This window comes from Streptomyces sp. NPDC023481, from assembly GCF_055560195.1.
Genome location: NZ_JBVHJE010000017.1, coordinates 178,795 through 204,240, shown reverse-complemented (window position 1 = coordinate 204,240; position 25,446 = coordinate 178,795). Strand labels below are relative to the sequence as shown.

Annotated in this window: 17 protein-coding genes and 1 pseudogene; 11 read left to right on the top strand and 7 right to left on the bottom strand. The window is 71.7% G+C overall.

Going from position 1 to position 25,446, the window contains the following annotated elements; translation table 11 throughout:
- The first annotated feature begins 21 nt into the window (after positions 1-21).
- Positions 22-543, top strand: coding sequence for a DUF1990 family protein (locus ACZ3ZD_RS29485; protein ID WP_467403643.1), 522 nt, complete (start codon positions 22-24; stop codon positions 541-543).
- Between the two features lie 64 nt (positions 544-607).
- Here the strand turns inward: ACZ3ZD_RS29485 and glgP are convergent, their stop codons facing one another.
- Positions 608-3,226: an alpha-glucan family phosphorylase gene (gene glgP / locus ACZ3ZD_RS29480; protein ID WP_467403641.1), complete on the bottom strand. Its 2,619-nt coding sequence runs from the start codon at positions 3,224-3,226 to the stop codon at positions 608-610.
- A 340-nt stretch (positions 3,227-3,566) separates the two neighbouring features.
- Between glgP and ACZ3ZD_RS29475 the strand changes: the two genes are divergently transcribed.
- From ACZ3ZD_RS29475 to glgB, 4 genes are all read left to right on the top strand, one after another.
- Entirely contained in the window at positions 3,567-5,693 is a 2,127-nt protein-coding gene (locus tag ACZ3ZD_RS29475; protein ID WP_467403637.1) for an alpha-1,4-glucan--maltose-1-phosphate maltosyltransferase, read from the top strand.
- Positions 5,690-7,390 carry a maltose alpha-D-glucosyltransferase gene (gene treS / locus ACZ3ZD_RS29470; protein WP_467403635.1) on the top strand — a complete coding sequence of 567 codons (1,701 nt, stop codon included), beginning with the start codon at positions 5,690-5,692 and terminating at the stop codon, positions 7,388-7,390. The genes ACZ3ZD_RS29475 and treS overlap by 4 nt, the downstream gene beginning before the upstream one ends.
- Before the next feature lie 95 nt (positions 7,391-7,485).
- Entirely contained in the window at positions 7,486-8,877 is a 1,392-nt protein-coding gene (locus ACZ3ZD_RS29465; RefSeq protein WP_467403631.1) for a maltokinase N-terminal cap-like domain-containing protein, read from the top strand.
- Positions 8,874-11,207 carry a 1,4-alpha-glucan branching enzyme gene (gene glgB, locus ACZ3ZD_RS29460; RefSeq protein ID WP_467403628.1) on the top strand — a complete coding sequence of 778 codons (2,334 nt, stop codon included), beginning with the start codon at positions 8,874-8,876 and terminating at the stop codon, positions 11,205-11,207. The genes ACZ3ZD_RS29465 and glgB overlap by 4 nt, the downstream gene beginning before the upstream one ends.
- Before the next feature lie 28 nt (positions 11,208-11,235).
- Here the strand turns inward: glgB and ACZ3ZD_RS29455 are convergent, their stop codons facing one another.
- The 5 genes from ACZ3ZD_RS29455 to ACZ3ZD_RS29435 all read right to left on the bottom strand — a co-directional run bounded on the left by ACZ3ZD_RS29455 (position 11,236) and on the right by ACZ3ZD_RS29435 (position 17,213).
- The gene (locus tag ACZ3ZD_RS29455) at positions 11,236-13,506 is read right to left on the bottom strand and encodes a HelD family protein (protein ID WP_467403763.1); all 2,271 of its coding nucleotides are present in this window, start codon (positions 13,504-13,506) and stop codon (positions 11,236-11,238) included.
- 132 nt (positions 13,507-13,638) lie between these two features.
- A complete protein-coding gene (locus ACZ3ZD_RS29450) occupies positions 13,639-13,953 on the bottom strand; it encodes a thioredoxin family protein (protein ID WP_467403759.1) in 315 nt (104 codons plus the stop codon).
- 14 nt (positions 13,954-13,967) lie between these two features.
- Complete coding sequence (locus ACZ3ZD_RS29445) at positions 13,968-14,396, bottom strand: MerR family transcriptional regulator (RefSeq protein WP_467403626.1); 429 nt, start codon at positions 14,394-14,396, stop codon at positions 13,968-13,970.
- Positions 14,397-14,524: 128 nt separating this feature from the next.
- Entirely contained in the window at positions 14,525-15,292 is a 768-nt protein-coding gene (locus ACZ3ZD_RS29440) for a DUF2127 domain-containing protein (RefSeq protein ID WP_467403622.1), read from the bottom strand.
- Positions 15,293-15,503: 211 nt separating this feature from the next.
- Positions 15,504-17,213: an MFS transporter gene (locus tag ACZ3ZD_RS29435; RefSeq protein WP_467403617.1), complete on the bottom strand. Its 1,710-nt coding sequence runs from the start codon at positions 17,211-17,213 to the stop codon at positions 15,504-15,506.
- A 137-nt stretch (positions 17,214-17,350) separates the two neighbouring features.
- Between ACZ3ZD_RS29435 and ACZ3ZD_RS29430 the strand changes: the two genes are divergently transcribed.
- Positions 17,351-17,965 carry a TetR/AcrR family transcriptional regulator gene (locus ACZ3ZD_RS29430; RefSeq protein ID WP_467403615.1) on the top strand — a complete coding sequence of 205 codons (615 nt, stop codon included), beginning with the start codon at positions 17,351-17,353 and terminating at the stop codon, positions 17,963-17,965.
- 188 nt (positions 17,966-18,153) lie between these two features.
- Here the strand turns inward: ACZ3ZD_RS29430 and ACZ3ZD_RS29425 are convergent, their stop codons facing one another.
- A complete protein-coding gene (locus ACZ3ZD_RS29425) occupies positions 18,154-19,545 on the bottom strand; it encodes a cation:dicarboxylate symporter family transporter (protein WP_467403613.1) in 1,392 nt (463 codons plus the stop codon).
- Positions 19,546-19,699: 154 nt separating this feature from the next.
- Here ACZ3ZD_RS29425 and ACZ3ZD_RS29420 point away from each other — a divergent pair, with 154 nt between their 5' ends.
- The 5 genes and pseudogenes from ACZ3ZD_RS29420 (at position 19,700) to ACZ3ZD_RS29400 (ending at position 25,341) form a co-directional block, all read left to right on the top strand.
- Complete coding sequence (locus tag ACZ3ZD_RS29420) at positions 19,700-21,328, top strand: sensor histidine kinase (protein ID WP_467403608.1); 1,629 nt, start codon at positions 19,700-19,702, stop codon at positions 21,326-21,328.
- Positions 21,325-22,020 carry a response regulator gene (locus tag ACZ3ZD_RS29415; protein ID WP_467403606.1) on the top strand — a complete coding sequence of 232 codons (696 nt, stop codon included), beginning with the start codon at positions 21,325-21,327 and terminating at the stop codon, positions 22,018-22,020. Before ACZ3ZD_RS29420 ends, ACZ3ZD_RS29415 begins: the two co-directional genes overlap by 4 nt.
- Positions 22,021-22,281: 261 nt before the next feature.
- Entirely contained in the window at positions 22,282-23,655 is a 1,374-nt protein-coding gene (locus ACZ3ZD_RS29410) for an extracellular solute-binding protein (protein ID WP_467403603.1), read from the top strand.
- Positions 23,652-24,515: a carbohydrate ABC transporter permease gene (locus ACZ3ZD_RS29405; protein ID WP_467403601.1), complete on the top strand. Its 864-nt coding sequence runs from the start codon at positions 23,652-23,654 to the stop codon at positions 24,513-24,515. The genes ACZ3ZD_RS29410 and ACZ3ZD_RS29405 overlap by 4 nt, the downstream gene beginning before the upstream one ends.
- Positions 24,515-25,341, top strand: a pseudogene (locus ACZ3ZD_RS29400) (carbohydrate ABC transporter permease). The gene ACZ3ZD_RS29405 and the pseudogene ACZ3ZD_RS29400 overlap by 1 nt, the downstream one beginning before the upstream one ends.
- The last annotated feature ends 105 nt before the right edge of the window (positions 25,342-25,446 follow it).

Below are 25,446 nucleotides of genomic sequence, written 5' to 3'. Positions count from 1 at the left end.
ACCGCCCTACCCTTGTGACCCATGTCTTCGGCGCCCTTCACCTACGAGCCGGTCGGCGCGACCCGCGACGATCCGACCTCCTGCCCGCCCGGCTTCCACCCCATGCTCGTCCGCACCCGCCTCGGCGAGGGCCACGAGCTCTTCCGGCGAGCCGCCGAAGCGGTCCTGACCTGGGAGATGCACCGCGCCCTGGGCGTCGGCATCGACGCCGGCGCCGACCGCGCGGCCCCCGGCGTCGACGTCACCGTCACCCTGGCCGGCGTCATCCGGGCCCCCTGCCGCGTCATATGGACCACCGAGGAACCCCGCCGCGCCGGCTGGGCCTACGGCACCCTCCCGGGCCACCCCGAATCCGGCGAGGAGGCCTTCCTCGTCGACCGCACCGGCGACGGCACGGTCTGGCTCACGGTGGCGGCCTTCAGCAAGGCCGCCAAGTGGTACGCCCGCGCGGGCGGGCCTGCCACCCGCGGCCTGCAGCACGCCTACGCCCGCCGCTGCGGAGCGGTACTGAAGCGACTGTGCGGGGGGCTGTCCGAAACATGAACCGACGGCTGGTGGGCGACTTCCACGCCGCCGGCCGGCAGCACCCCCGGTCACGCCGGTCACGTCACCGCAGCACCATCCCCGCCCCCTGGCCCACCTCCTCCGACGGCACCGCCAGGAGGCCCGGTTCGGCGGGAGAGGCGAGGAGGGGGTGGGTGGGGAGGATGCGGACCGTGTAGCCGTAGGGGCCGGTGCGGTCGAGGGAGAGGGGACCCTCGTAGAGGAGGCGGCCCTCCAGGTCGGGGGTGCCGGCCGGCTTCAGCGGGACCACCGTGGCGTCGGTGATGCGGTCCTCCGCGTCCACCCGCCCGGACACCGCCTGCACCTCCACGTCGTCGGGGGTCAGCGAGCCGAGGGCCACCCGGACGCGCAGACCGACCGTCGTGCCCAGCTCCGCCGTCGCGGTCGTCGCCGTCGTCTCCACGTGGTCCACGCTCACCCCGGACCAGGCCGCCCGGACCCGCGCCTTCCACGCGGCCAGCTCGCCCGCCGTGTCCGGGGTCAGCGCGCGGTGCGCCCGCGCGGCGGGAACGTAGAGCCGGTCGACGTACTCGCGGACCATGCGGCCCGCCAGCACCTTGGGGCCCAGCAGGGAGAGGGTCTGGCGGACCATCTCGATCCAGCGGTCGGGCAGGCCCGCGCGGCCGCGCTCGTAGAAGCGCGGTGCGACCCGCTGTTCGAGCAGGTCGTACAGGGCCGCCGCTTCGATGTCGTCCCGCCGCTCGGGGTCCGTGCCCGCGCCGTCCGCCGTGGGGATGGCCCAGCCGAAGTCCGGCTGGAACCACTCGTCCCACCAGCCGTCCAGCACCGAGAGGTTCAGGCAGCCGTTCAGGGCCGCCTTCATGCCCGAGGTGCCGCAGGCCTCCAGGGGTCGCAGCGGGTTGTTCAGCCAGACGTCACAGCCCGGGTAGAGCTTCTGCGCCATCGCCATGCCGTAGTCGGGCAGGAAGACGATGCGGTGCCGCACGCGCGGATCGTCGGTGAAGCGGACCAGTTCCTGCACCAGGCGTTTGCCGCCGTCGTCCGCCGGGTGCGCCTTGCCCGCGACCACGAGCTGGACCGGGTGCTCGGGATGCAGCAGCAGCTCCGTCAGCCGCTCCCGGTCCCGCAGCATCAGCGTCAGCCGCTTGTACGACGGCACCCGGCGCGCGAACCCGATGGTCAGGACGTCCGGGTCCAGCACCCCGTCGATCCAGCCCAACTCGGCGTTACCGGCACCCCGTTGCCGCCACGACGCGCGCAGCCGCTCCCGCACCTCCAGGACCAGCTGTTCGCGCAGGGTGCGGCGCAGCTCCCAGATCTCCTGGTCCGGGATGTCCGCGACCGAGTCCCAGCGCTCGGAGCCACCGACGGCCAGCGCGTCCTCGGCCCGCTGGGCGCCGATCTGCCGGGCCCCGAGCCGTAGCACCTCCGGGGCCACCCAGGTCGGCGCGTGCACCCCGTTGGTCACGGAGGTGATCGGCACCTCCTCGGGGTCGAATCCCGGCCACAGCCCCGCGAACATGCCCCGGCTGACCTGCCCGTGCAGCAGCGACACCCCGTTGGCCCGCTGGGCCAGCCGCAGCCCCATCACGGCCATGTTGAACAGGTTCGGTTCGCCGCCCGGGTAGGTCTCCCGGCCCAGCGCCAGGATCCGCTGCACGTCGAGGCCGGGGAGTTCGGCGTCGGGGCCGAAGTGCCGGCCGATCAGCTCCCGGTCGAAGCGGTCGATGCCGGCCGGCACCGGGGTGTGCGTGGTGAACACGGTCCCGCCCCGCACCGCCTCCAGTGCCGCGTCGAAGTCCAGCCCCTCGGCGCACAGTTCGGCGATCCGCTCCAGGCCGAGGAAGCCGGCGTGCCCCTCGTTGGTGTGGAACACCTCCGGCTCGGCGTGCCCGGTGAGCCGGCAGTACGTCCGTACGGCCCGCACCCCTCCTATGCCCAGCAGCATCTCCTGGAGCAGCCGGTGCTCGTTGCCGCCGCCGTAGAGCCGGTCGGTCACCCCGCGTTCGACCGGCTCGTTCTCCTCCACGTCCGAGTCGAGCAGCAGCAGCGGCACCCGGCCCACCTGCGCCAGCCAGATCCGGGCGCGCAGCGCCTTGCCGCCGGGCAGCGCGAGGGAGATCTGCGCCGGGGTGCCGTCGGTCTCCTTCAGCTGGGTGAGCGGCAGTTCGTGGGGGTCGAGCACCGGGTAGTGCTCCTGCTGCCAGCCGTCCCGGGACAGGGTCTGCCGGAAGTACCCGTGCCGGTACAGCAGTCCGACTCCGATGAGCGGCACCCCGAGGTCGCTGGCCGCCTTCAGGTGGTCGCCGGCGAGGATGCCGAGGCCGCCGGAGTACTGCGGGAGCGCGGCCGTGATGCCGAACTCGGGTGAGAAGTAGGCGACGGCGCTCGGCAGGCCGTCGGCCTGTGCCTGGTACCAGCGGTCGCCGGTCAGGTAGTCGTCGAGGTCGTCGGCGGCCGCCCTGAGCCGGCGCAGGAACCGCCGGTCCCCGGCCAGTTCGGCCAGCCGCGCGGGCCGGGCACCGCCCAGCAGCCGGACCGGGTCAGCACCGCTGCCGGCCCAGCCCTCCGGGCAGACGGACTGGAACAGGTCGCGCGTTTCCGCGTGCCAGGACCAGCGCAGATTGCGCGCCAGGTCACTCAGCGGCCGGAGGGGCTCGGGGAGTACGGGACGGACGGTGAACCGACGGATCGCCTTCACTTTCCACCTCGGGACGCGTCGCGGGGTGAGGCGCACGGCGCTGTGCGTCTCGTCGTCGCCTCCGACGGTAGTGGTTACCGCGCGGTCGGTGGGGACGTACCGGCCGGGTGTCGGGACTGCCGGGGCGTCAAGGTCCGCTCGTGGGGCACCCGCAGAAAAGGGGCCGGTCTTGTGGGTGGACGTACGCGTGAGTAGTTAACAAAGTTCCGGATTGCCCACCCGAAACGGTGGGGAAGGCTCCTCCGGTACACACCTCGCAGACGCACCACGGCAGTTCCGCAGGACCCACCTCCCCACACCCATTCCGCCCATATCCAGGTTGAAGCGGACAGGAGCGGTCATGCCCGCGACGCAGCACTCGTCAGCACCCCCGACAAGCAGCAAGGCCAAGGCAGCAGGAAAGAGGACGACGGGGAGGAAGGGCGTGGCGCCGGCCGGCGCCACCGGCCCGTCCGCCGACGGGGAACGGTCCTCCCCGCAGGCGGCCACCACCGTGGGCCGCATCCCCGTTCTGGACGTCCACCCCGTGGTCCGGCAGGGGCGCAGGCCCGCGAAGGCGGTGACCGGGGAGTCGTTCGAGGTGTCGGCCACCGTGTTCCGGGAGGGCCACGACGCCGTCGGCGCGAACGTGGTGCTGCGGGACCCGGCGGGCCGGGCCGGGCCCTGGACGCCGATGCGGGAACTGGCGCCCGGCACCGACCGCTGGGGCGCCACGGTCACCGTCGGCGAACCCGGCCGCTGGACCTACACGGTGGAGGCCTGGTCGGACCCGCTCACCACCTGGCGGCACCACGCCCGGATCAAGATCCCGGCCGGTATCGACACGGATCTGGTGCTGGCGGAGGGCGCGCAGTGGTACGAGCGGGCGGCCGCAGGTGTCCCCGAGGGGCACCGCGGGCCCGTCCTGGAGGCGCTGGCCGCCCTGCGCGACGAGGACCGCCCGGCGGCCTGGCGGCTCGCGGCCGCCCTGGCCCCGGACGTGGAGGCGGTCCTGGCCCGGTATCCGCTGCGGGAGCTGGTCACCGCCTCGGATCCGATGCCGCTGCTGGTGGAGCGCGAACGCGCCCTGTTCGGATCGTGGTACGAGTTCTTCCCGCGTTCGGAGGGCACGGCCGAGCAGCCGCACGGCACGTTCCGCACGGCCGCGCGCCGCCTCAAGCCGATCGCGGACATGGGCTTCGACGTGGTCTACCTGCCGCCGATCCACCCCATCGGCACGACCTTCCGCAAGGGCCCCAACAACACCCTGACCGCCGGCCCGGACGACGTCGGCGTGCCCTGGGCGATCGGCTCACCCGAAGGCGGCCACGACGCCGTCCACCCCGACCTCGGCACCCTGGAGGACTTCGACTTCTTCGTCGCCGAGGCGGGGAAACTGGGTCTGGAGATCGCGCTGGACTTCGCGTTGCAGTGCTCGCCGGACCATCCCTGGGTGCAGAAGCACCCGGAGTGGTTCCACCACCGGCCCGACGGCAGCATCGCGTACGCCGAGAACCCGCCGAAGAAGTACCAGGATATCTACCCCGTCGCCTTCGACGCCGACATGGACGGCCTGGTCGCGGAGACGGTGCGGATCCTGCGGCACTGGATGGGCCACGGCGTGCGGATCTTCCGCGTGGACAACCCGCACACCAAGCCGGTCGTCTTCTGGGAGCGGGTCATCGCCGAGATCAACCGCGAGGACCCCGACGTGATCTTCCTGGCGGAGGCGTTCACACGCCCGGCGATGATGCGCACGCTGGCGCAGATCGGCTTCCAGCAGTCGTACACGTATTTCACCTGGCGCAACACCAAGCAGGAGCTGACCGAGTACCTGACGGAGCTGTCGGGTGAGGCGGCGGCCTACATGCGGCCGAACTTCTTCGCCAACACCCCCGACATCCTGCACGCCTACCTCCAGCACGGCGGCCGGCCGGCGTTCGAGGTGCGGGCCGTGCTCGCCGCCACCCTCTCCCCCACCTGGGGCATCTACTCCGGCTACGAGCTGTGCGAGAACACCCCGCTGCGCGAGGGCGGCGAGGAGTACCTGGACTCGGAGAAGTACCAGCTCAGGTCCCGCGACTGGGCGGCCGCCGAGCGCGAGGGCCGGTCCATCGCACCGCTCGTCACCCGGCTCAACACCGTCCGACGGCAGCACCCGGCGCTGCGGCAGCTGCGGAACCTGCACTTCCATCACGCCGACAAGGACGCGGTGATCGCCTACAGCAAGAGCACGGGTTCGGACACGGTCGTGGTGGTCGTCAACCTCGACCCGCACCACACCCAGGAGGCCACGGTCTCGTTGGACATGCCGCAACTCGGCCTGGACTGGCACGAGTCCGTGCCGGTGCGCGACGAGCTCACCGGTGAGACCTACTACTGGGGCAGGGCCAACTATGTGCGCCTCGAACCGGGTCACCGGCCCGCGCACGTCTTCACCGTCCTGCGACCGTCCACCCCGCAGATCGGAGGGTCACCCGCCATATGATCGTCAATGAGCCCGTTCCGGACACCTTCGAGGACACTCCCGCCAAGGACAGGGACCCGGAGTGGTTCAAACGCGCCGTCTTCTACGAGGTCCTGGTCCGCTCCTTCCAGGACAGCAACGGTGACGGCGTCGGCGACCTGAAGGGCCTGACCGCCAAGCTCGACTACCTCCAGTGGCTCGGCGTGGACTGCCTGTGGCTGCCGCCGTTCTTCCAGTCGCCGCTCAGGGACGGCGGCTACGACGTCTCCGACTACACCGCCGTACTCCCGGAGTTCGGCGACCTCGCCGACTTCGTGGAGTTCGTGGACGCCGCCCACCAGCGCGGCATGCGCGTGATCATCGACTTCGTCATGAACCACACCAGCGACCAGCACCCGTGGTTCCAGGAGTCGAGGCGGGATCCGGACGGCCCGTACGGGGACTACTACGTCTGGGCCGACGACGACAAGCAGTATCCGGGCGCCCGCATCATCTTCGTCGACACCGAGGTCTCCAACTGGACGTACGACCCGGTACGCAAGCAGTACTACTGGCACCGCTTCTTCTCGCACCAGCCGGACCTGAACTACGAGAACCCGGCCGTGCAGGAGGAGATGATCTCCGCGCTGAAGTTCTGGCTGGATCTCGGCATCGACGGGTTCCGGCTGGACGCGGTGCCGTACCTGTATCAGGAGGAGGGCACCAACTGCGAGAACCTTCCGGCGACCCACGAGTTCCTGAAGCGGGTGCGCAAGGAGATCGACGCGCAGTACCCCGACAAGGTGCTCCTCGCCGAGGCCAACCAGTGGCCGGAGGACGTGGTCGACTACTTCGGCGACTTCCGGGGCGGCGGCGACGAGTGCCACATGGCGTTCCACTTCCCGGTCATGCCCCGCATCTTCATGGCCGTACGGCGCGAGTCGCGCTACCCGGTCTCCGAGATCCTCGCCAAGACCCCCGCCATCCCCTCCCACTGCCAGTGGGGCATCTTCCTGCGCAACCACGACGAGCTGACCCTCGAAATGGTCACCGACGAAGAGCGCGACTACATGTGGGCCGAGTACGCCAAGGACCCCCGGATGCGCGCCAACATCGGCATCCGGCGCCGCCTCGCGCCCCTGCTCGACAACGACCGCAACCAGATCGAGCTGTTCACCGCCCTGCTGCTGTCCCTGCCCGGCTCACCGATCCTCTACTACGGCGACGAGATCGGCATGGGCGACAACATCTGGCTCGGCGACCGCGACGCCGTCCGCACCCCCATGCAGTGGACCCCCGACCGCAACGCCGGCTTCTCGTCCTGCGACCCGGGACGTCTCTTCCTGCCGACGATCATGGACCCGGTCTACGGCTACCAGGTCACCAACGTCGAGGCGTCGATGTCGTCGCCCTCGTCGCTGCTGCACTGGACCCGCCGCATGATCGAGATCCGCAAGCAGAATCCTGCCTTCGGACTGGGGTCCTATACCGAGCTGCCGTCATCCAACCCGGCGGTGCTCGCGTTCCTGCGCGAGTACGAGGACGACCTCGTGCTGTGCGTCCACAACTTCTCCCGCTTCGCGCAGCCCACGGAGCTGGACCTGAGCCGGTTCGGCGGGCGGCACCCCGTCGAGCTGTTCGGCGGTGTCCGGTTCCCGGCGATCGGCGAACTGCCGTACCTGCTCACCCTCGCGGGGCACGGCTTCTACTGGTTCCGGCTGCGCCCGGAACCCGTGTAGCGCGACCGGATGGGGCGGTGCGGCGTTTCCACCGCCCCACCCGGGGCACGCAGTAGTAACACCCCGACGACCCCCGGGGAAAGGACGTGACGCCCATGGCGGATACGGTCACCTCTTCCGGCACCACCCCTCTCCTCACCTCGCTCGACCCCTTGTTGCGCGCCTGGCTGCCCCGGCAGCGCTGGTTCGCGGGCAAGGGACGTCCGGTCACCGGGTTCACCCCCGTGTCCGTCACCGAGCTGCTGCCGCCCGACGGCCGGTTGGGCCTGTACCACCTGCTGCTGCGCGTCCACCAGCCCGCCGCACCGGGCGCCCCGCCCCAACCGGACGACTGCTACCAGCTCCTCATAGGCGTGCGCGAGGCGCTGCCGCCCCGGCTGGCGCCCGCGCTCATCGGACACGTGACGCAGGGCCCGCTCGCCGGACGCACGGTGTACGAGGCCCTGTACGACACCCGGCCCGCCGAGGTGCTGATGGAGGGCCTGCGCACCCGGGCCCGCATCGGCGCACTGCGCTTCGAGCGGGAGTCCCGGCAGGAGATCCGGTCGGGCCTGGTGGCCCGGCTGATGACCGCCGAACAGTCCAACTCGTCGGTGGTCTACGGAGATACGTTCATCCTGAAGCTCCTGCGCCGGGTGGTTCCCGGCGTCAACCCCGATCTGGAGCTACCGCTGGCGCTGGCCCGCGAGGGCTGCCCCCGGGTGCCGGCGCCGACGGCCTGGCTGCAGGCCGACGTGGACGCGCAGCCGTACGTACTGGCCGTGCTCCAGCCGTTCGTGAGCGGGGCCTCCGACGGCTGGGAGCTGGCCCTGCGCGAGTTGGCCAAGGGCGAGGACTTCGCCGCCGAGGCCCGCGCGCTGGGCCGGGCCACCGCCGAGGTGCACACCGCGCTGGCCCGCGCCCTGCCGACGGTCACCCTCGGCCACGCCCAGCTGACGCAGTCGGTCGACGGCATGACCGAGCGGCTGGCGGCGGCCGTGCAGGCGGTGCCGGCTCTGCGGCCGTACGAGCAGGGGCTGCGCTCGGCGTACACGGCGCTGGCCGACCTGGCCGCCGAGGGCCACACCTGGACCGCCCAGCGCGTCCACGGCGACCTGCACCTGGGGCAGTGCCTGCGCTCGCCGTCCGGGGACTGGTCGCTGATCGACTTCGAGGGCGAGCCGGCCCGGCCGCTGGCCGAACGGCGCATGCCGCAGCCGCCGGTGCGGGACATCGCGGGGATGCTCCGCTCGTTCGACTACGCGGCCCACTCGGTGACCCCGGCCGCCCCGGACTGGGCGCACGTCTGCCGGGCCGCCTACTGCTCCGGGTACGCGGAGGTCGCCGGCCGCGACCCGCGCACCGACCCGGTGCTGCTGCGGGCCTACGAGACCGACAAGGCGGTCTACGAGGTCGTCTACGAGGCCCGGCACCGCCCCGACTGGCTGCCCGTACCGCTGACCGCGGTGCGCCGCCTCGCCCTGCCCGACCAGGAGGCTCGTTCGTGACCCCCAAGGCCCACAAGCCGTCCCCGGCCAAGAAGGAAGCCGCGGCCAGGAAGGAAGCCGCGGCCAGGAAGAAGGCCGCCAACCGGAAGGCGCCGGGGCAGGAGGTCCCCGCGCAGCCGCCGGCGCCCGCCGTGGAGAGCGCCGTGTCCCCGGCCGTCGACGCCGGCGACCGGGCGCGGCTGCTGGAGGGGACCCACCACGACCCGCACGCCGTGCTCGGCGCGCATCCGGTGCCGGGCGGGGTCGCCTTCCGCGCGTTCCGCCCGTACGCGCAGGCGGTCACCGTGGTCGCGGACGGGCTGCGGGCCGCACTCCACGACGACGGCGACGGCTTCTTCTCCGGCCTGCTCCCGCTGACCGAAGTCCCCGTCTACCGGCTGCTGGTGACCTACGACGGCACCGTGCACGAGACGGAGGACGCCTACCGCTTCCTGCCCACCCTCGGTGACCTGGACCTGCACCTGATCGGGGAGGGCCGGCACGAGCAGCTGTGGCGGGCGCTCGGCGCGCATGTCACCACCCACCAGCAGGTCGCCGGGACCCGGTTCGCGGTGTGGGCGCCGAACGCGCGGGGCGTGCGGGTCACGGGCGGCTTCAACTTCTGGGACGGCACCGGTTTCCCGATGCGCTCGCTCGGCGGCACCGGGGTGTGGGAGCTGTTCGTGCCGGGGATCGGCGAGGGCGAGCTGTACAAGTTCGAGATCACCCGCCCGGACGGCTCGCGCACCGTGCGCGCCGACCCGCTGGCCCGCCGTACCGAGGTGCCGCCCGCCACCTCCTCGATCGTGACCGCCTCGCACCACGAGTGGGGCGACGCGGACTGGCTGGCGCACCGCGCGGACACCCCGGTCCACGAGGCGCCGTTCTCCGTCTACGAGGTGCACCTGCCGTCCTGGCGGCCCGGCGCGACCTACCGCGAGCTGGCGGAGGAACTCCCCGCCTACGTGAAGGACCTGGGCTTCACGCACGTCGAGCTGATGCCGGTCGCCGAGCACCCCTTCGGCGGCTCGTGGGGCTACCAGGTCACCGGGTTCTACGCGCCGACGGCCCGGCTCGGCACCCCGGACGACTTCCGGTACCTGGTGGACCGGCTGCACCAGGCCGGCATCGGGGTGCTGATGGACTGGGTGCCGGCGCACTTCCCGCGCGACGACTGGGCGCTCGCCGAGTTCGACGGGCGCCCGCTGTACGAGCACCACGACCCCCGGCGGGCCGCCCACCCCGACTGGGGCACGCTGGAGTTCGACTTCGGGCGGCGCGAGGTGCGCAACTTCCTCGTGGCGAACGCCGTGTACTGGTGCGAGGAGTTCCACATCGACGGGCTGCGTGTCGACGCGGTCGCCTCGATGCTGTACCTGGACTACTCGCGCGAGCCGGGCCAGTGGACGCCGAACGAGCACGGCGGCCGGGAGAACCTGGACGCGGTGGCCTTCCTCCAGGAGATGAACGCCACCGTGTACCGGCGCTGCCCGGGAGTGGTGACCGTCGCCGAGGAGTCGACGGCCTGGGACGGTGTCACCCGGCCCACCCACCACAAGGGCCCCAGCGGCTTCGGCGGCCTCGGCTTCGGCCTGAAGTGGAACATGGGCTGGATGCACGACTCGCTCGCGTACATGGGCCACGAGCCGGTGCACCGCGCCTACCACCACCACGAGATGACGTTCTCGATGGTGTACGCCTACAGCGAGAACTACGTCCTGCCGATCTCCCACGACGAGGTGGTGCACGGCAAGCGGTCCCTGGTGTCGAAGATGCCGGGCGACTGGTGGCAGCAGCGCGCCAACCTCCGCGCCTACCTGGGCTTCATGTGGGCCCACCCCGGCAAGCAACTGCTGTTCATGGGGCAGGAGTTCGCCCAGGGCGCCGAGTGGTCCGAGGCACGTGGGCCCGACTGGTGGCTGCTCGACCCGGAGTACGGCGCCGAGGCGGACCACCGGGGCGTGCGGGATCTCGTACGGGACCTGAACGCGGTGTACCGGGCGAGCCCGGCGCTGTGGCAGCGGGACACCGACCCGGCGGGCTTCGAGTGGATCACCGGGGACGCGGCGGACGACAACGTCTTCGCGTTCCTGCGCCGTGACGCCGAGGGCACCCCGCTGCTCGCGGTCTCCCACCTGTCCCCGGTGGTCCGCCCCGACTACCGGCTCGGGGTGCCGGACGACGTCCCGGCCTGGGTGCAGGTCGTGAACACCGACGCGGCCCGCTACGGCGGCGGCGACGTCACCCACTCCGACATCGTCAAGCCGGAGCCCCAGCCCTGGCACGGCCGCCCGGCGAGCCTCCGGCTGACCCTGCCGCCCCTGGCGACGGTCTGGCTCCGCCCGGCCTGAACCGGGGCGAGGGACGGACCGGGCGCCGTCACGCCCGGTCGGCCAGGCCCGGCGGCAGGGACCCCGTGTGCAGCACGCCGAGCCGCTGGGTGGCCCGGGTGAGGGCGACGTACAGGTCGCTCGTGCCGTAGGCGCCCGGCTCCACCACCAGGACGGCGTCGAACTCCAGACCCTTGGACTGGCGGGGGTCGAGCAGGACGACCGCCCGCGTCAGGTCGGGCTCGGCGCCGGCCGTGACGCCGTCCAGGCGGGCGGCCAGCGAGCGGTGCAGGGCGCGCGGGGCGATCACCGCCAGCCGGCCCTCCGCCGGGGCGAGTTCGGCGACCGCCTTGGCGACCGCGCCGGGCAGGTCGTCGCCGACGCGGCGCACCCAGGGGTGTTCGCCGGTGGAGCGGACCGAGCTGGGCGGTACGAAGTCCGGGTGCTCGGCACGGACCACGGCCGCCGCCAGGTCCATGATCTCCGCCGGGGTGCGGTAGTTGACGCCGAGGCGGGTGTGCTCCCAGCGGTCCTCGACGTAGGGGGCGAGGATGTCCGCCCAGGAGCCGACACCGGCCGCCTCCGCCGTCTGCGCGGGGTCGCCGACCAGGGTCATCGAGCGGGTGGGGCTGCGCCGCATCAGCAGCCGCCAGGCCATCGGCGACAGCTCCTGCGCCTCGTCGACGATGATGTGCCCGAACGCCCAGGTGCGGTCGGCCGCGGCCCGCTCGGCGGCGCTGCGGTGGTCGGCCTCCTCCTGCCGCTCGGCGAACCGCTCGGCGTCGATGATGTCGTGGGCCGACAGGACCTCCGAGTCCTCGTCGTGCCGGTCCTCGAACTCGTAGGTCCGCGAGGCGTAGGAGACGTCCAGCACGCCCTGCGCGTACGCCACCTGGGTCTCGCGCTCGCGGTCGGCGCGGGCCCGGGCCACCCGGTCGTCCTCGCCGAGGAGTTCGGCGGCCTCGTCCAGCAGGGGCACGTCGGCGACGGTCCAGGCCCGGGTGACCGGGCGGCGGATCGCGTCGGCGTCCGCCTCGGGGAGGTAGTCGTCCGGGGCGGCGAGGAAGTCGGCGACCAGCCGCCGCGGGGTGATCCGGGGCCACAGCCGGTCGACGGCGGCCCAGACCTCGGGGTTCTCGGCGAGTTCGTCGCGGATCTGGGTGATGTCGGAGGCGTCGAGCAGGCTGCTGCCGTCGTAGGGGTCGGTGCCCACGCGCTCGGCGTACAGCTCGGTCAGTGTGTTGAGGATGTGCCCCTCGAAATGCTCGCGGGCCGCGTTGTGCGGCAGCTTGGCGGCGCGGGTGCGCTCGCGGGCGACGCCCACCAGGCCGTCGTCCAGCATGAGCACCTCGCGGTCGTGCTCGATCGCGATGACCGGGTCGGGCAGGGCCTGCCGGTCGCGTACGACGGCGGCCAGCACGTCGGCCATGCCGGCCCGGCCCTTGACGGCGGCGGCCTCGGGGGTGTCGGCGGCGGTGGCCTTCACGCCGGGGAACAGCTCGCCGACGGTGGCCAGCAGCACGCCGGTCTCGCCGAGGGAGGGCAGCACCTCGCCGATGTAGCCGAGGAAGGCCGGGTTCGGGCCGACGATGAGGACCGCCCGGCGGGCCAGCAGCTCCCGGTGCTCGTACAGCAGGTAGGCGGCACGGTGCAGGGCGACCGCCGTCTTGCCGGTGCCGGGGCCGCCCTCCACGACCAGCACGCCCCGGTGCGGCGCGCGGATGATGCGGTCCTGGTCGGCCTGGATGGTCTGCACGATGTCGTTCATCCGGCCGGTGCGGGCCGAGTTCAGCGCGGCCAGCAGGACGGCGTCGCCGCTCGGGTCCTCGTGCCCGGTGCGGGTGGCGTCGCCGAGGTCGAGGATCTCGTCGTGCAGGGAGGTGACGGTACGGCCCTCGGAGGCGATGTGCCGGCGGCGGCGCAGGCCCATCGGGGTGTGACCGGTGGCCAGGTAGAACGGCCGGGCGACGTCGGCCCGCCAGTCGACGAGGACCGGGGTGCGCTCGGGGTCGTCCTCGCGCAGGCCGATCCGGCCGATGTGGTGCCGGGTGCCGTCGGCGAGGTCGATGCGGCCGAAGCAGAGCGAGCCGTCCACGGCGTTCAGCGCGGCGAGCAGCCCGGAGCGCTCGGCGACCAGGATGTCCCGCTCCAGCCGGGCCTGCATGGGCTTGTCGCCCTGGGCGAGGGCGTCCGCGACGGAGGTCTCGGCCTCGCCGCGCAGCACGTCCACGCGCGCGTACAGTCCGTCGATGAATTCCTGCTCGTGCCGGATTTCATCGTCTGGAAATTCGGTGTTTGACAATTCCGCTCCCGCCCGGATATACTGTGCTCACTAAACGTCATTCGTGGTTCTTCGCCGATGGCTCGCGAAATGAAATCACGAATCATTGAATATACGCACAGGAATCCCCCGAGCGCAATTGCTCGGGGGATTTTTCGCGGGCGGAGAGCTTTACAGCACGTCCGCCAGCTCCTCCAGCAGGCGCCGCTTGGGCCGCGCCCCCACCATCGACTTCACGGGCTCACCGCCCTGGAACACCATGAACGTCGGCATCGACAGCACCTTGTACGCGTTCGTGGTCTCCGGGTTGTGGTCCACGTCCAGCTGGACGACCTTGAGCCGCTCCCCCTCCTCCGCGGCGAGGGCGCTCAGCACCGGCGCCATCTGCCGGCACGGCGGACACCAGTCCGCCGTGAACTCCACCAGCACCGGCAGTTCCGATGCCAGCACCTCCGTCCCGAAGTCCGCGTCGCCCACCTCGGGCACTCCTGCCGCCTTCGTCACCGATCCTGCCCTCCCAGTTCGCACAGCGGTTCCGGACCACCCGGAACCAGCGCCTCGACGGCCAGTTCGTCCCGCGCCCGCTCGGCCCGCGCCAGCTGCCCCGCGACCGACTCGCGGACCGCCGTCAGCTGCCCGATGATCGCGTCCAGCTCGGCCAGCTTGCGCCGGTAGACCACGAGCGAGGCCGGGCAGGAGTCGCCCTCGGGATGCCCGGCGCGCAGGCACTCCACGAACGGCCGGGTCTCCTCCAGGTCGAACCCGAAGTCCTGCAGCGTGCGGATCTGCCGCAGCAGCCTGAGGTCGTTCTCGTCGTAGGTACGGTGTCCGTTGCCGTCACGCCGGGCCGGCAGCAGCCCCCTGGCCTCGTAGTACCGCAGGGTGCGTGTCGTGGTCCCGGCCCGCGCGGCCAGCTCGCCGATGCGCATGCCTACGACGGTAGGGCTTGACGTCGGCGTCAACGCAAGACCGCCGCATCGGTCAGCCGTCGCAGGGGTCACCGGAGGCGGGCCCGGCGGCGTTCCGCCCGTGCGCGCGGGCCCGGTCTCGCAGTGGGTCAGGCGTGGGCCAGGCCCGCCGATTCCTCGACCTCCAGCAGGGACGCGCTGCGGCGCTCCTCCTCGAACTTCCGGCGGCCGCCGCGCAGGCCGAAGAGCCGTTTGGTCAGGGCGATGTAGAGGACGGCGAGGATGTTCAGCACGAGAGTGGCGATCTTCAGCCAGCTGACGTGCTCGGTGAGTTCGTAGATCTCCAGCGGCAGGAAGGCCGCCGTCGCGACCACCGTCAGGTACTCGGCCCAGCGCTTGGCGTACCACAGGCCGACCGCCTCGACCAGCTCGATCAGCGCGTAGGCCAGCAGCAGGGCGGCCACCAGCAGCAGCGTGGAGTGCCGGTAGCCGAAGGCCTTCTGCACCGAGCCGACGACGGGTGAGTGGTCGAGGTCGTAGTGGAAGTGCCGGAAGACCGGGCGGAAGACGTCCAGGTACTCGTCGAACAGGCGGCGCACCGCGTCCTGGCTGTTGCTGAACTTCCACACCGCGACGGCGACGGCCACGATGAACACCCCGCGCACGGCCCGCTCGACGGCGAGGAAGCGCAGCACGAACAGGTCACGGATCACCTTGCCGCGCGGCACCAGCGGCGCCTCGGAGGCCGGCCCCGAGCCGCGCGGCTCGCCCAGCACGAAGTCACCGCAGCGCAGGCAGCGCCAGACCTCACCGAGCGCGGTCTGGGCGTGCAGCCGGATCCGCAGCCGGGGGTCGTCGGGCGCGTAGGTCACATGGCCCTTGCGCGCGCAGGTCCGCCGGTCCCAGTCGATGCTCATCCCCCGTGCCTCCACACTCTTGCCGTCACGCCCGTGCTGACGCCACACGGACGGGCCGCACATGTACGGGCGCCACATGTCCCGACCCCACATGTACGAAACCCACATGTCCGGGCGCCACGTGTCCGCGCGCCACATGTAGTGACGCCATACGCGAACGTGCCGTTCCGGTGGTCCGGAGCGGCACGTTAACGGATGGGGCGCGGGATGGTCAGTCGGCCGCGCTGTCGACCAGTTCCGTGTCCTCCGTCTTCCCCTCGGTCTTCCCCTCGGTCTTCCCCGTGGCCTTCTCCTCCGGCGTCGCCGCCTCGCGGCCCGGCAGCAGGACGGCCACCAGGACCGTGCCGACGCCGAGGATCACCGCGCCGACCAGGCTGGTGTGGGCGACCGCGTCGGAGAAGGCGGAGCCGACCGCGTCGGCCATCTGCCGGGCGCCGGCGGCCAGTTCACCGGCCTGCTGCTTGAGCTGCGCGGCCTGCTGCGGGTCGGCCGCCTGGTGGGCCCGCGCGGCGGCCTGCTGCGCCTTCTCGCCGATGCCCTGCGCGACGGCGTACCCGGCGCCGACCGAGTCCTGCGCGGTGTCCAGGGCGCTCGCCGGGAGCTTGCTGCCGGCGGTGGCGTCGGAGAGGTGGTTGCCGTAGGAGGTGGCGAGCAGTGAGCCGAGGAGGGCGATGCCGAGCGAGCCGCCCAGCTCCAGCGAGGTGTCGTTGACGGCGCCGCCGACACCCAGCTCGGACTCCGGGAACGCCCCCATGATGGCGTCGGTGCAGGGCGAGAGGGCCAGGCCGATGGCGAGGCCCAGGACGATCAGGGGCGCTACGAAGTCGCCGTAGGTGGAGCCGGCGTCGATCCGGGTGAGCAGGGCGAGGGCGGTCGTACCGCCGACCATGCCCGCGCTGACCGTCCACTTCATGCCGACGCGCGGGGTGAGCCAGCCGGTCAGCGCCGAGCCGACGAAGACGGCGCCGGCGAGCGGCAGCATGCGCACACCGGTCTCCAGGGCGTCGTAGCCGAGGACGAACTGCAGGTGCTGGGTGAGGTAGTAGAAGGCGCCGAAGACGGCGAGGAAGAACAGGGCGACGGCGAGGTTGGAGCCGGCGAACCGGCGGCCGGCGAAGCGGCGCACGTCCAGGATCGGGCGCGGGTGGCGCAGCTCCCACAGGACGAAGGCGACCAGTCCGGCGCCGGCGACGACGGCCGCGCCGACGGCCTTGGCGCCCCAGCCGAAGTGCGGGCCTTCGATGATCATGTAGACGAGCGAGCCCGTCCAGATCACCGAGAGCAGGCCGCCGACGTAGTCGATGCGGTCGTGGTGGCCGGCCTTGGAGGGCGGTACGAGGACGAAGGCGCCGACGATCGCGACGGCCGCGATGGGCACGTTGATCAGGAAGGTGGAGGCCCAGCCGTGGTCGCGCAGCAGGGCGCCGGCGACCACCGGTCCGGCGGCGATGGCGAGCCCGGCGGTGGCGGTCCACAGCGTGATCGCCTTGGCCCGCTCGGCGCGCGGGAAGGTCGCGGCGAGCAGGGAGAGCGTGGCGGGCATGATCAGGGCCGCGCCGACGCCCATCACGGCGCGGGCCGCGATGACGGTCGTGGAGCTGTCGGCGAAGTAGCCGAAGACGGCTCCGCCCCCGAACACCACCAGACCGAGGACGAGTGCCCCGCGCCGGCTGTACTTGTCACCGATCGCGCCGAGCAGGAGCATCAGCGCCGCGTACGGGACGGTGTAGCCGTCGATCACCCATTGCAGGTCGGCGCTGGAGAGACCGAGGTCCTTCGTCATGTCGGGCGCGGCGACGGTGAGCGCGGTGTTCGCCATCACGATGATCAGCAGGCTGAGACAGAGCACCAGCAGCGCCCACCAGCGTCGGGCGTAGGGGCGGTCCGTCCTGTCGACCGGTTCGGTCATGACGAGTCGCATGGCAGGGGTCGCCTTCCTCGGGTACGCGACGGTATTTGCACAGTGACGTGCAATTGCACAATCATGTGCAATGTACGTCGTTGCACAGCGCTGTGCAAGTCGAGTCGGGGTCCGTGAGAAGGCCCCGGGGAGGCACAATGACCGCCATGACCACGGGTAACACCAGCCGCGCCGACGCCAACCGGCACCGCATCCTCGACGTCGCCCTCACCGAACTGCTGCGTGATCCCGACGCCTCCATGGATCAGATCGCGCGCGCCGCGGGCGTCGTACGGCGCACGGTGTACGGCCATTTCCCCAGCCGGGAGGCGCTGATCAGCACGTTGGTGGACGGGGCCGTGGAGGCGCTGGTGGACGCGGACACGCTCGCCGGCGCCGGTGTCACCGACCCGGCGGAGGCGGTGGCCCGCTCGGTGCTCGCGCTGTGGCCGATCGCCGACCGCTACCGGCTGCTGATCGCCCTGGCCCAGCGCACGGTCACCGTGCAGGGCATCCGCGACCGCCTGGCACCGCTGCGCGAGCACAAGGTCCGTCTCCTCCAGCGCGGTCTGGACGAGGGCGCCTTCGCCTCCCCGCTGCCCGCGCCGGCCCTCGCGTACGTGCACGAGCAGATGCTGTTCGCGGTGATGGAGGCGGTGAACGACGGCCTCCTGGCAGCGGAGGAGGCGGGCCGCTCCGCCACGGTCGCCGTACTGACCGCGGCGGGCGTACCCGCCTCACGGGCCACCGAGCTGGTGGCCGAGGTGTCGTAGCCCCCGGGCAAGCCGAAAGCCGGGCGACCGAGTACGGGGGAGCCTCGATCGCCCGGCTGCTCGAACCGAACGCCCGGCCCGGGTTCAGGCGGGGCCGGACGTCCGGAGAGGGTGCCGGCACGGGTGTGCCGGGTTCTTGGTGCGCCACCCTCGCCTGCCGGCGCCGGCACCGGCGCCGGCAGGCGAGCTCACGCCTTGGCGAGTTGCTTCTCGTCGTTCTGCTGCGGCTCGGGCAGGTCCGGCGTGTCCGGGCGGTGCGTCTCGTCCAGCAGCGTGGTCTCGTCGAAGGGCAGGTCACCGGCCAGCACCTGACGGACCCGGGCCTTGTCGATCTCCTTGGTCCACGTGCCCACGAGCACCGTCGCGACCGCGTTGCCCGCGAAGTTCGTCAGCGCCCGCGCCTCGCTCATGAACCGGTCGATGCCGACGATCAGCCCGACCCCGTCGACCAGCGCCGGCTTGTGCGACTGCAGACCGCCTGCCAGGGTGGCGAGCCCGGCGCCGCTGACGCCGGCCGCGCCCTTGGACGCCAGCAGCAGGAACAGCAGCAGCGGGATCTGCTCGCCCACCGACATCGGCGTACCCAGCGCGTCCGCGATGTACAGCGAGGCCATGGTCATGTAGATCATGGTGCCGTCGAGGTTGAAGGAGTACCCGGTCGGCACGGTGATGCCGACGACCGGCCGGCTGACGCCCAGGTGCTCCATCTTGGCGATCAGACGGGGCAGCGCGGACTCCGACGACGACGTCGACAGGATGAGCAGGAACTCGCGGCCGAGGTACTTGAACAGGGAGAACACGTTCAGACCCGCGAAGATCCGCAGCAGCGTGCCGAGCACCACGAAGACGAACAGCACGCAGGTGACGTAGAAGCCGAGCATCAGCACGGCGAGGCTCTTGAGCGCGTCGATGCCCGCGGACCCGACCACCGCCGCGATCGCGCCGAACGCGCCGATGGGCGCGGCCCACATCACCATGGACAGGATGCGGAAGACCAGCCGCTGGATGTGCTCGATGCCCCGCAGCACCGGCTGCCCGGCCGAGCCCATGGCCTGCAGCGCGAACCCGGCGAGCAGGGCCACGAGCAGGGTCTGCAGGACCTGGCCCTCGGTGAAGGCGGACACGAACGTGGTCGGGATGATCGACAGGACGAAGTCCACCGGCGGCAGCGCGTCGGCCGACACCTGGCTGTGCCCGGTCGCCTTGATCGCGTTGGTGATGTGCAGCCCGTCGCCGGGGTGCAGCACGTTGCCGACGACGAGCCCGATGGCGAGCGCGACGAGCGACATCACGAGGAAGTAGCCGAGGGCGATACCGCCGACGGCACCGACCTTGGCCGCCTTCCGTACCGATCCGATACCGAGCACGATCGTGCAGAAGATGATCGGCGAGATCATCATCTTGATCAGGTTCACGAACCCGGTGCCCAGAGGCTTCAGCTCCATCGCCGCGTCGGGCCAGATCAGGCCCACGGCGATGCCGAGCGCGACCGCCACGATGACGGCGATGTACAGGTAGTGGGTCCGGTCCCGCTTCACGCGGGCTGCGGCAGGTGCCGTATCGGAAGTGCTGGCGGCCACGACTGCCCTCCTTGACGTCTTCGTCGGCGTAACACCGGCGTGCGGCTCACGTCCGGGCGTTATTGGGGGATGCCGTGACTATCTCCCGGCCTGTGAGGGCGGTCACCCTTCCGTTCATTTAGTTCACACTGAACCGGAGAGGCACACTGCTGACATGCGTCCGCCCGTCCTCCCCCGACCCCGCAGCCTGGCCGGCCAGCTGTTCGCCATGCAGGCCGTGCTGATCGCGTTCGTCGTGGCCGGGTACGCGCTGTTCACCTACGTCAACGACCAGCGGCAGGCCGAGGACGCCGCCGCCCGGCAGGCCACGGCCGTGGCCCGGTCCATCGCCGACTCCCCCTCGGTCCGCGTGGCGATCCGCACCACCGATCCCACCGCCCGGCTCGAGCCGTACGCCCTGCAGGTCATACGGGACGCGAACGTCGACTTCGTCACGATCATGAACCCGTCCGGCATCCGCTGGACCCACCCCGACCGCAACCAGATCGGCAAGCGCTTCCTCGGCACCATCGGGCCCGCCCAGCACGGCCGTACCTTCACCGAGACCTACACCGGCACGCTCGGCCCGTCCGTCCGCGCGGTGACCCCCGTCAGGGACAACGGCCGGATCGTCGGCCTGGTCAGCGCCGGCATCACGGTGCAGAGGATCAGCGCGCGGGTCCAGGACCAGGTCACGGCCCTGCTCGGGGTGGCCGGCGGAACGCTGCTGCTGGGCGCGGTCGGCACCTATGTGATCAACGCCCGGCTGCGCCGCCACACCCACGGCATGAACGCCACCGAGCTGAGCCGGATGCACGACTACCACGAGGCGGCGCTGCACGCCGTCCGGGAGGGGCTGCTGATGCTGGACGGCCAGTACCGGGTGGCCCTGATCAACGACGGCGGCCGGGAACTGCTGGGCGTGGGCCCGGAGGAGGAGGCGATCGGCCGCTCGGTGGCCGAGCTGGGCCTGCCGGCCCCGCTGACCGGCGCCCTGCTGTCCTCCGAGCCCCGGGTGGACGAGGTCCACCTGACCGGGTCGCGGGTGCTGGTCGTGAACACCTCCCCGGTGTCGGGGGGTGAGCGGCGGGGCACGGTCGCGACCCTGCGGGACGTGACCGAGTTGCAGTCCCTGATGGGCGAGCTGGACTCGGAGCGCGGCTTCACCCAGGCCCTCCGCTCCCAGGCGCACGAGGCGGCGAACCGCCTGCACACGGTCGTCTCGCTGATCGAGCTGGGCCGGGCCGAGGAGGCGGTGGAGTTCGCCACGGCCGAGCTGGAGCTGGCGCAGGCCCTGACCGACCAGGTGGTGGCCGCGGTGCGTGAGCCGGTGCTGGCCGCGCTGCTGCTGGGCAAGACCGCGCAGGCGAACGAGCGGGGCGTGGAACTGGTCGTCTCGCCGGACAGCCGGCTGGACGACGGGCTGCTGCCGGAGAGCCTGTCCACCCGCGACCTGGTGACGATCCTGGGCAACCTGATCGACAACGCGGTGGACGCGGCGCAGGGCAGCGTGCGGGCGCGGGTGACGGTGACGGCGTACGCTACGGCCGCCGAAGTGGTGCTGCGGGTGTCGGACACCGGGCCGGGGGTCGACCCGGACCATGCCGACCTGGTGTTCCAGCGGGGGTTCTCCACCAAGCCGGCCGGGCCCGGCGGGCGGGGCCTCGGGCTGGCCCTGGTCCGGCAGGCGGTGAACCGCCACGAGGGCACGCTGACGGTGACGGAGTCCGGCGAGGACGGCGAGGGCGGAGCGGTGTTCGAGGTGCGGTTGCCGTTGCGCACACCCCTGGGCGGCGTCAGATGACGAACGAGGAGCAGCCCATCCGCGTCCTCGTCGTCGAGGACGACCCGGTCGCCGCCGACGCGCACGTGCTGTACGTCGGGCGGGTGCCGGGCTTCGTCGCGGTCGGGAAGGCGCACACGGGCGCGGAGGCACGGCGGATCCTGGACCGTACGGCGGTGGACCTGCTGCTGCTGGACCTCCACCTCCCCGATGTCCACGGCCTGCAACTGGCCCGGTCCCTGCGGGCCGCCGGCCACCACGCCGACGTGATAGCGGTGACGTCGGCGCGGGACCTGGCGGTGGTACGGGAAGGGGTCTCGCTCGGTGTCGTCCAGTACGTCCTCAAACCGTTCACCTTCGCGACGCTCCGGGACCGTCTGGTCCGCTACGCCGAGTTCCACGCGGCGGTCGGCGAGGCGAGCGGCCAGGACGAGGTGGACCGCGCCCTGGCCTCCCTGCGCGCACCCTCACCGGCGGCCCTGCCGAAGGGGTTGAGCGGACCGACCCTGGAACGAGTGACGTCCGCTCTCCGCGAGTCCGCGGCGGAGGGCCTGACGGCGGCCCGGGTGGCCGAGGCGGTGGGCATCTCCCGCATCACCGCACGCCGTTACCTGGAGCACCTGGTGGACACGGGCCGAGCGGCCCGCAGCCCCCTGTACGGCCAGGTGGGGCGACCGGAGCTGGTGTACCGGTGGGTGTCCCAGGGGCGGTGAGCAGGGTCGTGTCGGCGGCCGCTCGTACCACCGGTCCATGCCGTCCACCCGACGGAAGGCGTCTCCCCGGTGCGTGGCCTCCCAGGTCACCCACCCAACCGCCGACCGCCCTGCCGGGGCCCGCGCCGTCGGCCTCCCGGGACCGTACCCGGGTCGCCGGAGCGGGGATTGACCCGCACACGCATTGACCCGACCAGACCGCCCCTCATACCTTCACACCGCAGCAATCTCCGCGCCACCCCCACGTGTGCTCAGGAGGTCATGCCCGTGCGCCCCACCGCCGCCGTTCCGCTGCTCCTCGCCACCGCGCTCGCCGCCACCGCGCTCACCGCGTGCGGCAGCGGTTCGAGGAGTGGTCCCGACACGATCAAGGTGTCGTACAAGCAGTCCACCGACAACTCCGTCAAGGTGATGGACACCTACCTCGCCGGGATCAAGAAGCAGTTCGAGCACGAACACCCCGGCAAGAAGGTCGAGTTCGTGCCGATCAAGGCGCCGGACGCCGAGTACTACACCAAGCTCCAGCAGATGCTGCGCTCGCCGCGCACCGCCCCGGACCTGGTCTACGAGGACACGTTCCTGATCAACTCCGACATCACGAGCGGGTACTTGAGGCCGCTGGACCCGTACCTGGCCAAGTGGCCGGACTGGGGGCAGTTCATCGGCACCGCGAAGGCGGCGGCCAGGGGTGAGGACGGGAGGACGTACGGCGTCCCGGACGGGACCGACACGCGCGGGCTCTGGTTCGACAGGCGGGTGTTCCGGAAGGCCGGACTGCCGGCCGACTGGCGGCCGAGGAACTGGGGTGACGTGCTCGCCGCCGCCCGGACCATCAAGCGCAAGGTCCCCGGCGTCATCCCGCTCAACGTCTACACCGGCAAACCGGCCGGCGAACGGGCCACCATGCAGGGCTTCGAGATGCTCCTGTACGGCACCGGCGACGGCAGGCGGGATCCGCTCTACGACAGTCGCGGCAAGAAGTGGGTCATCGGGTCGCGGGGGTTCCGGGACTCCCTCGACTTCGTCAGGACCGTCTACCGGGACGGGCTCGGCCCCGACGTCTCCGACGCGCTCGACCCCAACTTCAACACCGCCGTCAACGGCGAACTGCTCCCCGAGGGCAGACTCGGCATCGACCTCGACGGCTCCTGGCTGCCGCAGGCCTGGTTGCCGGGCAGCGGGCACGCATGGCCCGCGTGGTCACGGCAGTTGGGGCTCGCCCCCATGCCGACGCAGGACGGGCAGGCGCCCGGCAGGGTGAGCATGTCCGGCGGCTGGACCTGGTCCATCCCGGCCAAGGCCGGCAATCCCGGCCTCGCCTTCCAGTTCGTCCGGACGATGCAGACGAAGGACAACGCCCGGAAGTGGTACATCGCCAACTCCGGGATCGCCGTGCGCAAGGACGTCGCGTCCGACCCCGCGTACGCGAAGGCCCAGCCAGGTCTCGCGTTCTTCACCGGTCTGGTGGCGAGCACGCACTACCGGCCCGCGTACCCGGCGTACCCGAAGGTGTCGACCGCCGTGCAGGAGGCCATGGAGGGGGTCACGACCGGCGACCTGTCCGTGGCGGAGGCGGCGAGCGGGTACGACGCCACGGTCAAGGACGTCACCGGCGGCCAAGTGGTCCACCAGTGAGGCGCGGGAACCCGGCCGTACGGGCCCTCCCCCTCGCCCCCGCCCTGGTTCTGCTGTTCCTCTTCCTCGCCGGGCCGGTTGCCTACTGCGTGTGGATCGCCTTCACCGACCTCCAGCTGACCGGCCAGGCGCACTCCTTCTTCGTCGGGTTCGCCAACTTCCGCCGGGCGTTCGGGGACGACGCGTTCCTGAACGCCGTCCGGCTGACCCTGGTGTTCACGGTGCTGTCCTCGCTGGTCGGGCAGAACACGCTGGGCCTGGCGCTGGCCGCGCTGATGAAGCGTGCCTCCAAGCCCGTCCGTACCCTCGTCGGCGGGGTCGTCGTCACCGCGTGGGTGCTGCCGGAGGTCGTCGCCGGGTTCCTGCTCTACGCGTTCTTCCGGCGCGAGGGCACCCTGAACGCGATCCTGGACTGGCTGCATCTGCCCCGGCAGAACTGGCTGTTCACGCTGCCGATCCTCGCCGTGTCCCTCGCCAACGTCTGGCGCGGGACGGCGTTCTCGATGCTCGTGTACTCCGCCGCGCTGGACGGGATATCCGACGAGATCACGGAGGCCGCCGAGGTGGACGGCGCCGGCGGGTGGCGGCGGCTGTGGCACGTCACGCTGCCGATGATCCGGCGTTCCATCGGCACCAACCTCATGCTCAACACCCTCCAGACGCTCTCGGTGTTCGGGCTGATCTGGGTGATGACCCGGGGCGGCCCCGGCGACCGGAGCCAGACCCTGCCGCTGTTCATGTACGAGCAGGCCTTCCAGAACAGCATGATCGGGTACGGCACCGCGGTCGCCCTGCTCCTGCTGGTCGTCGGCTCCCTGTTCTCCGTCGTCTATCTGCGGCTGCTGCGGACGGAGGTCTGATGCCCCGCGCGCGCACCTCCCGGCGGCTCGCCGCCGACGTCTCGCTGCTGGCCGTGGCGGTCGCCTTCTCGCTGCCCTGGGCTGGGTGCTGCTGTCCGCCGTGGACCCGCACGCCGGGCTCCGGGTGCGGGTCCCGGACGGGGTCAGCCTGGACAACTTCCGGGCGGTCCTGACCCCCGACATCACCTACACCCCGCTGCTCAACAGCCTTGTCCTGTGCGGCGGTGCCACGGCGCTGACCGTCGGCTGCGCCGCCCTCGCCGCGTATCCGCTGTCCCGGTTCCGGTCCCGGCTGAACCGGCCGTTCCTGCTGACGATCCTGTTCGCGACGAGCCTGCCCATCACGGCGATCATGGTGCCGGTGTACGCCCTGTTCGTCCGGGTGAACCTGATCGACACCCTCCAGGGCACGATCCTCTTCTTCGCCGCCTCCCAGCTTCCGTTCGCCATCTGGCTGACGAAGAACTTCATGGACGGTGTGCCGCGGGAGCTGGAGGAGGCGGCCTGGACGGACGGGGCGTCGGCGGCGCAGTCCCTGGTGCGGATCGTGCTGCCGCTGATGGGGCCGGGGCTCGCCGTGGTGACGGTGTTCTCGTTCGTGATGATGTGGGGGAACTTCTTCGTCCCGTTCATGCTGCTGCTCACCCCGGACCAGATGCCGGCCTCGGTGAGCATCAACGACTTCTTCGGCAACCGTGGCATGGTGGCCTACGGCCAGCTCGCCGCGTTCTCCGTGCTCTACTCGACGCCGGTGATCCTCCTGTACGTCCTGGTGGCGCGGCGGCTGGGCGGCGGCTTCGCGCTCGGCGGCGCGGTCAAGGGGTGACGGGGAGGGTGAGGGCGTGGGCGTTCCGTCCCTTGCATACCGAACGGCCGGAACTGTGCGTTCACACAATCCGTGGTCCTGGCTGAACGGACCGTAGCCTTCCGG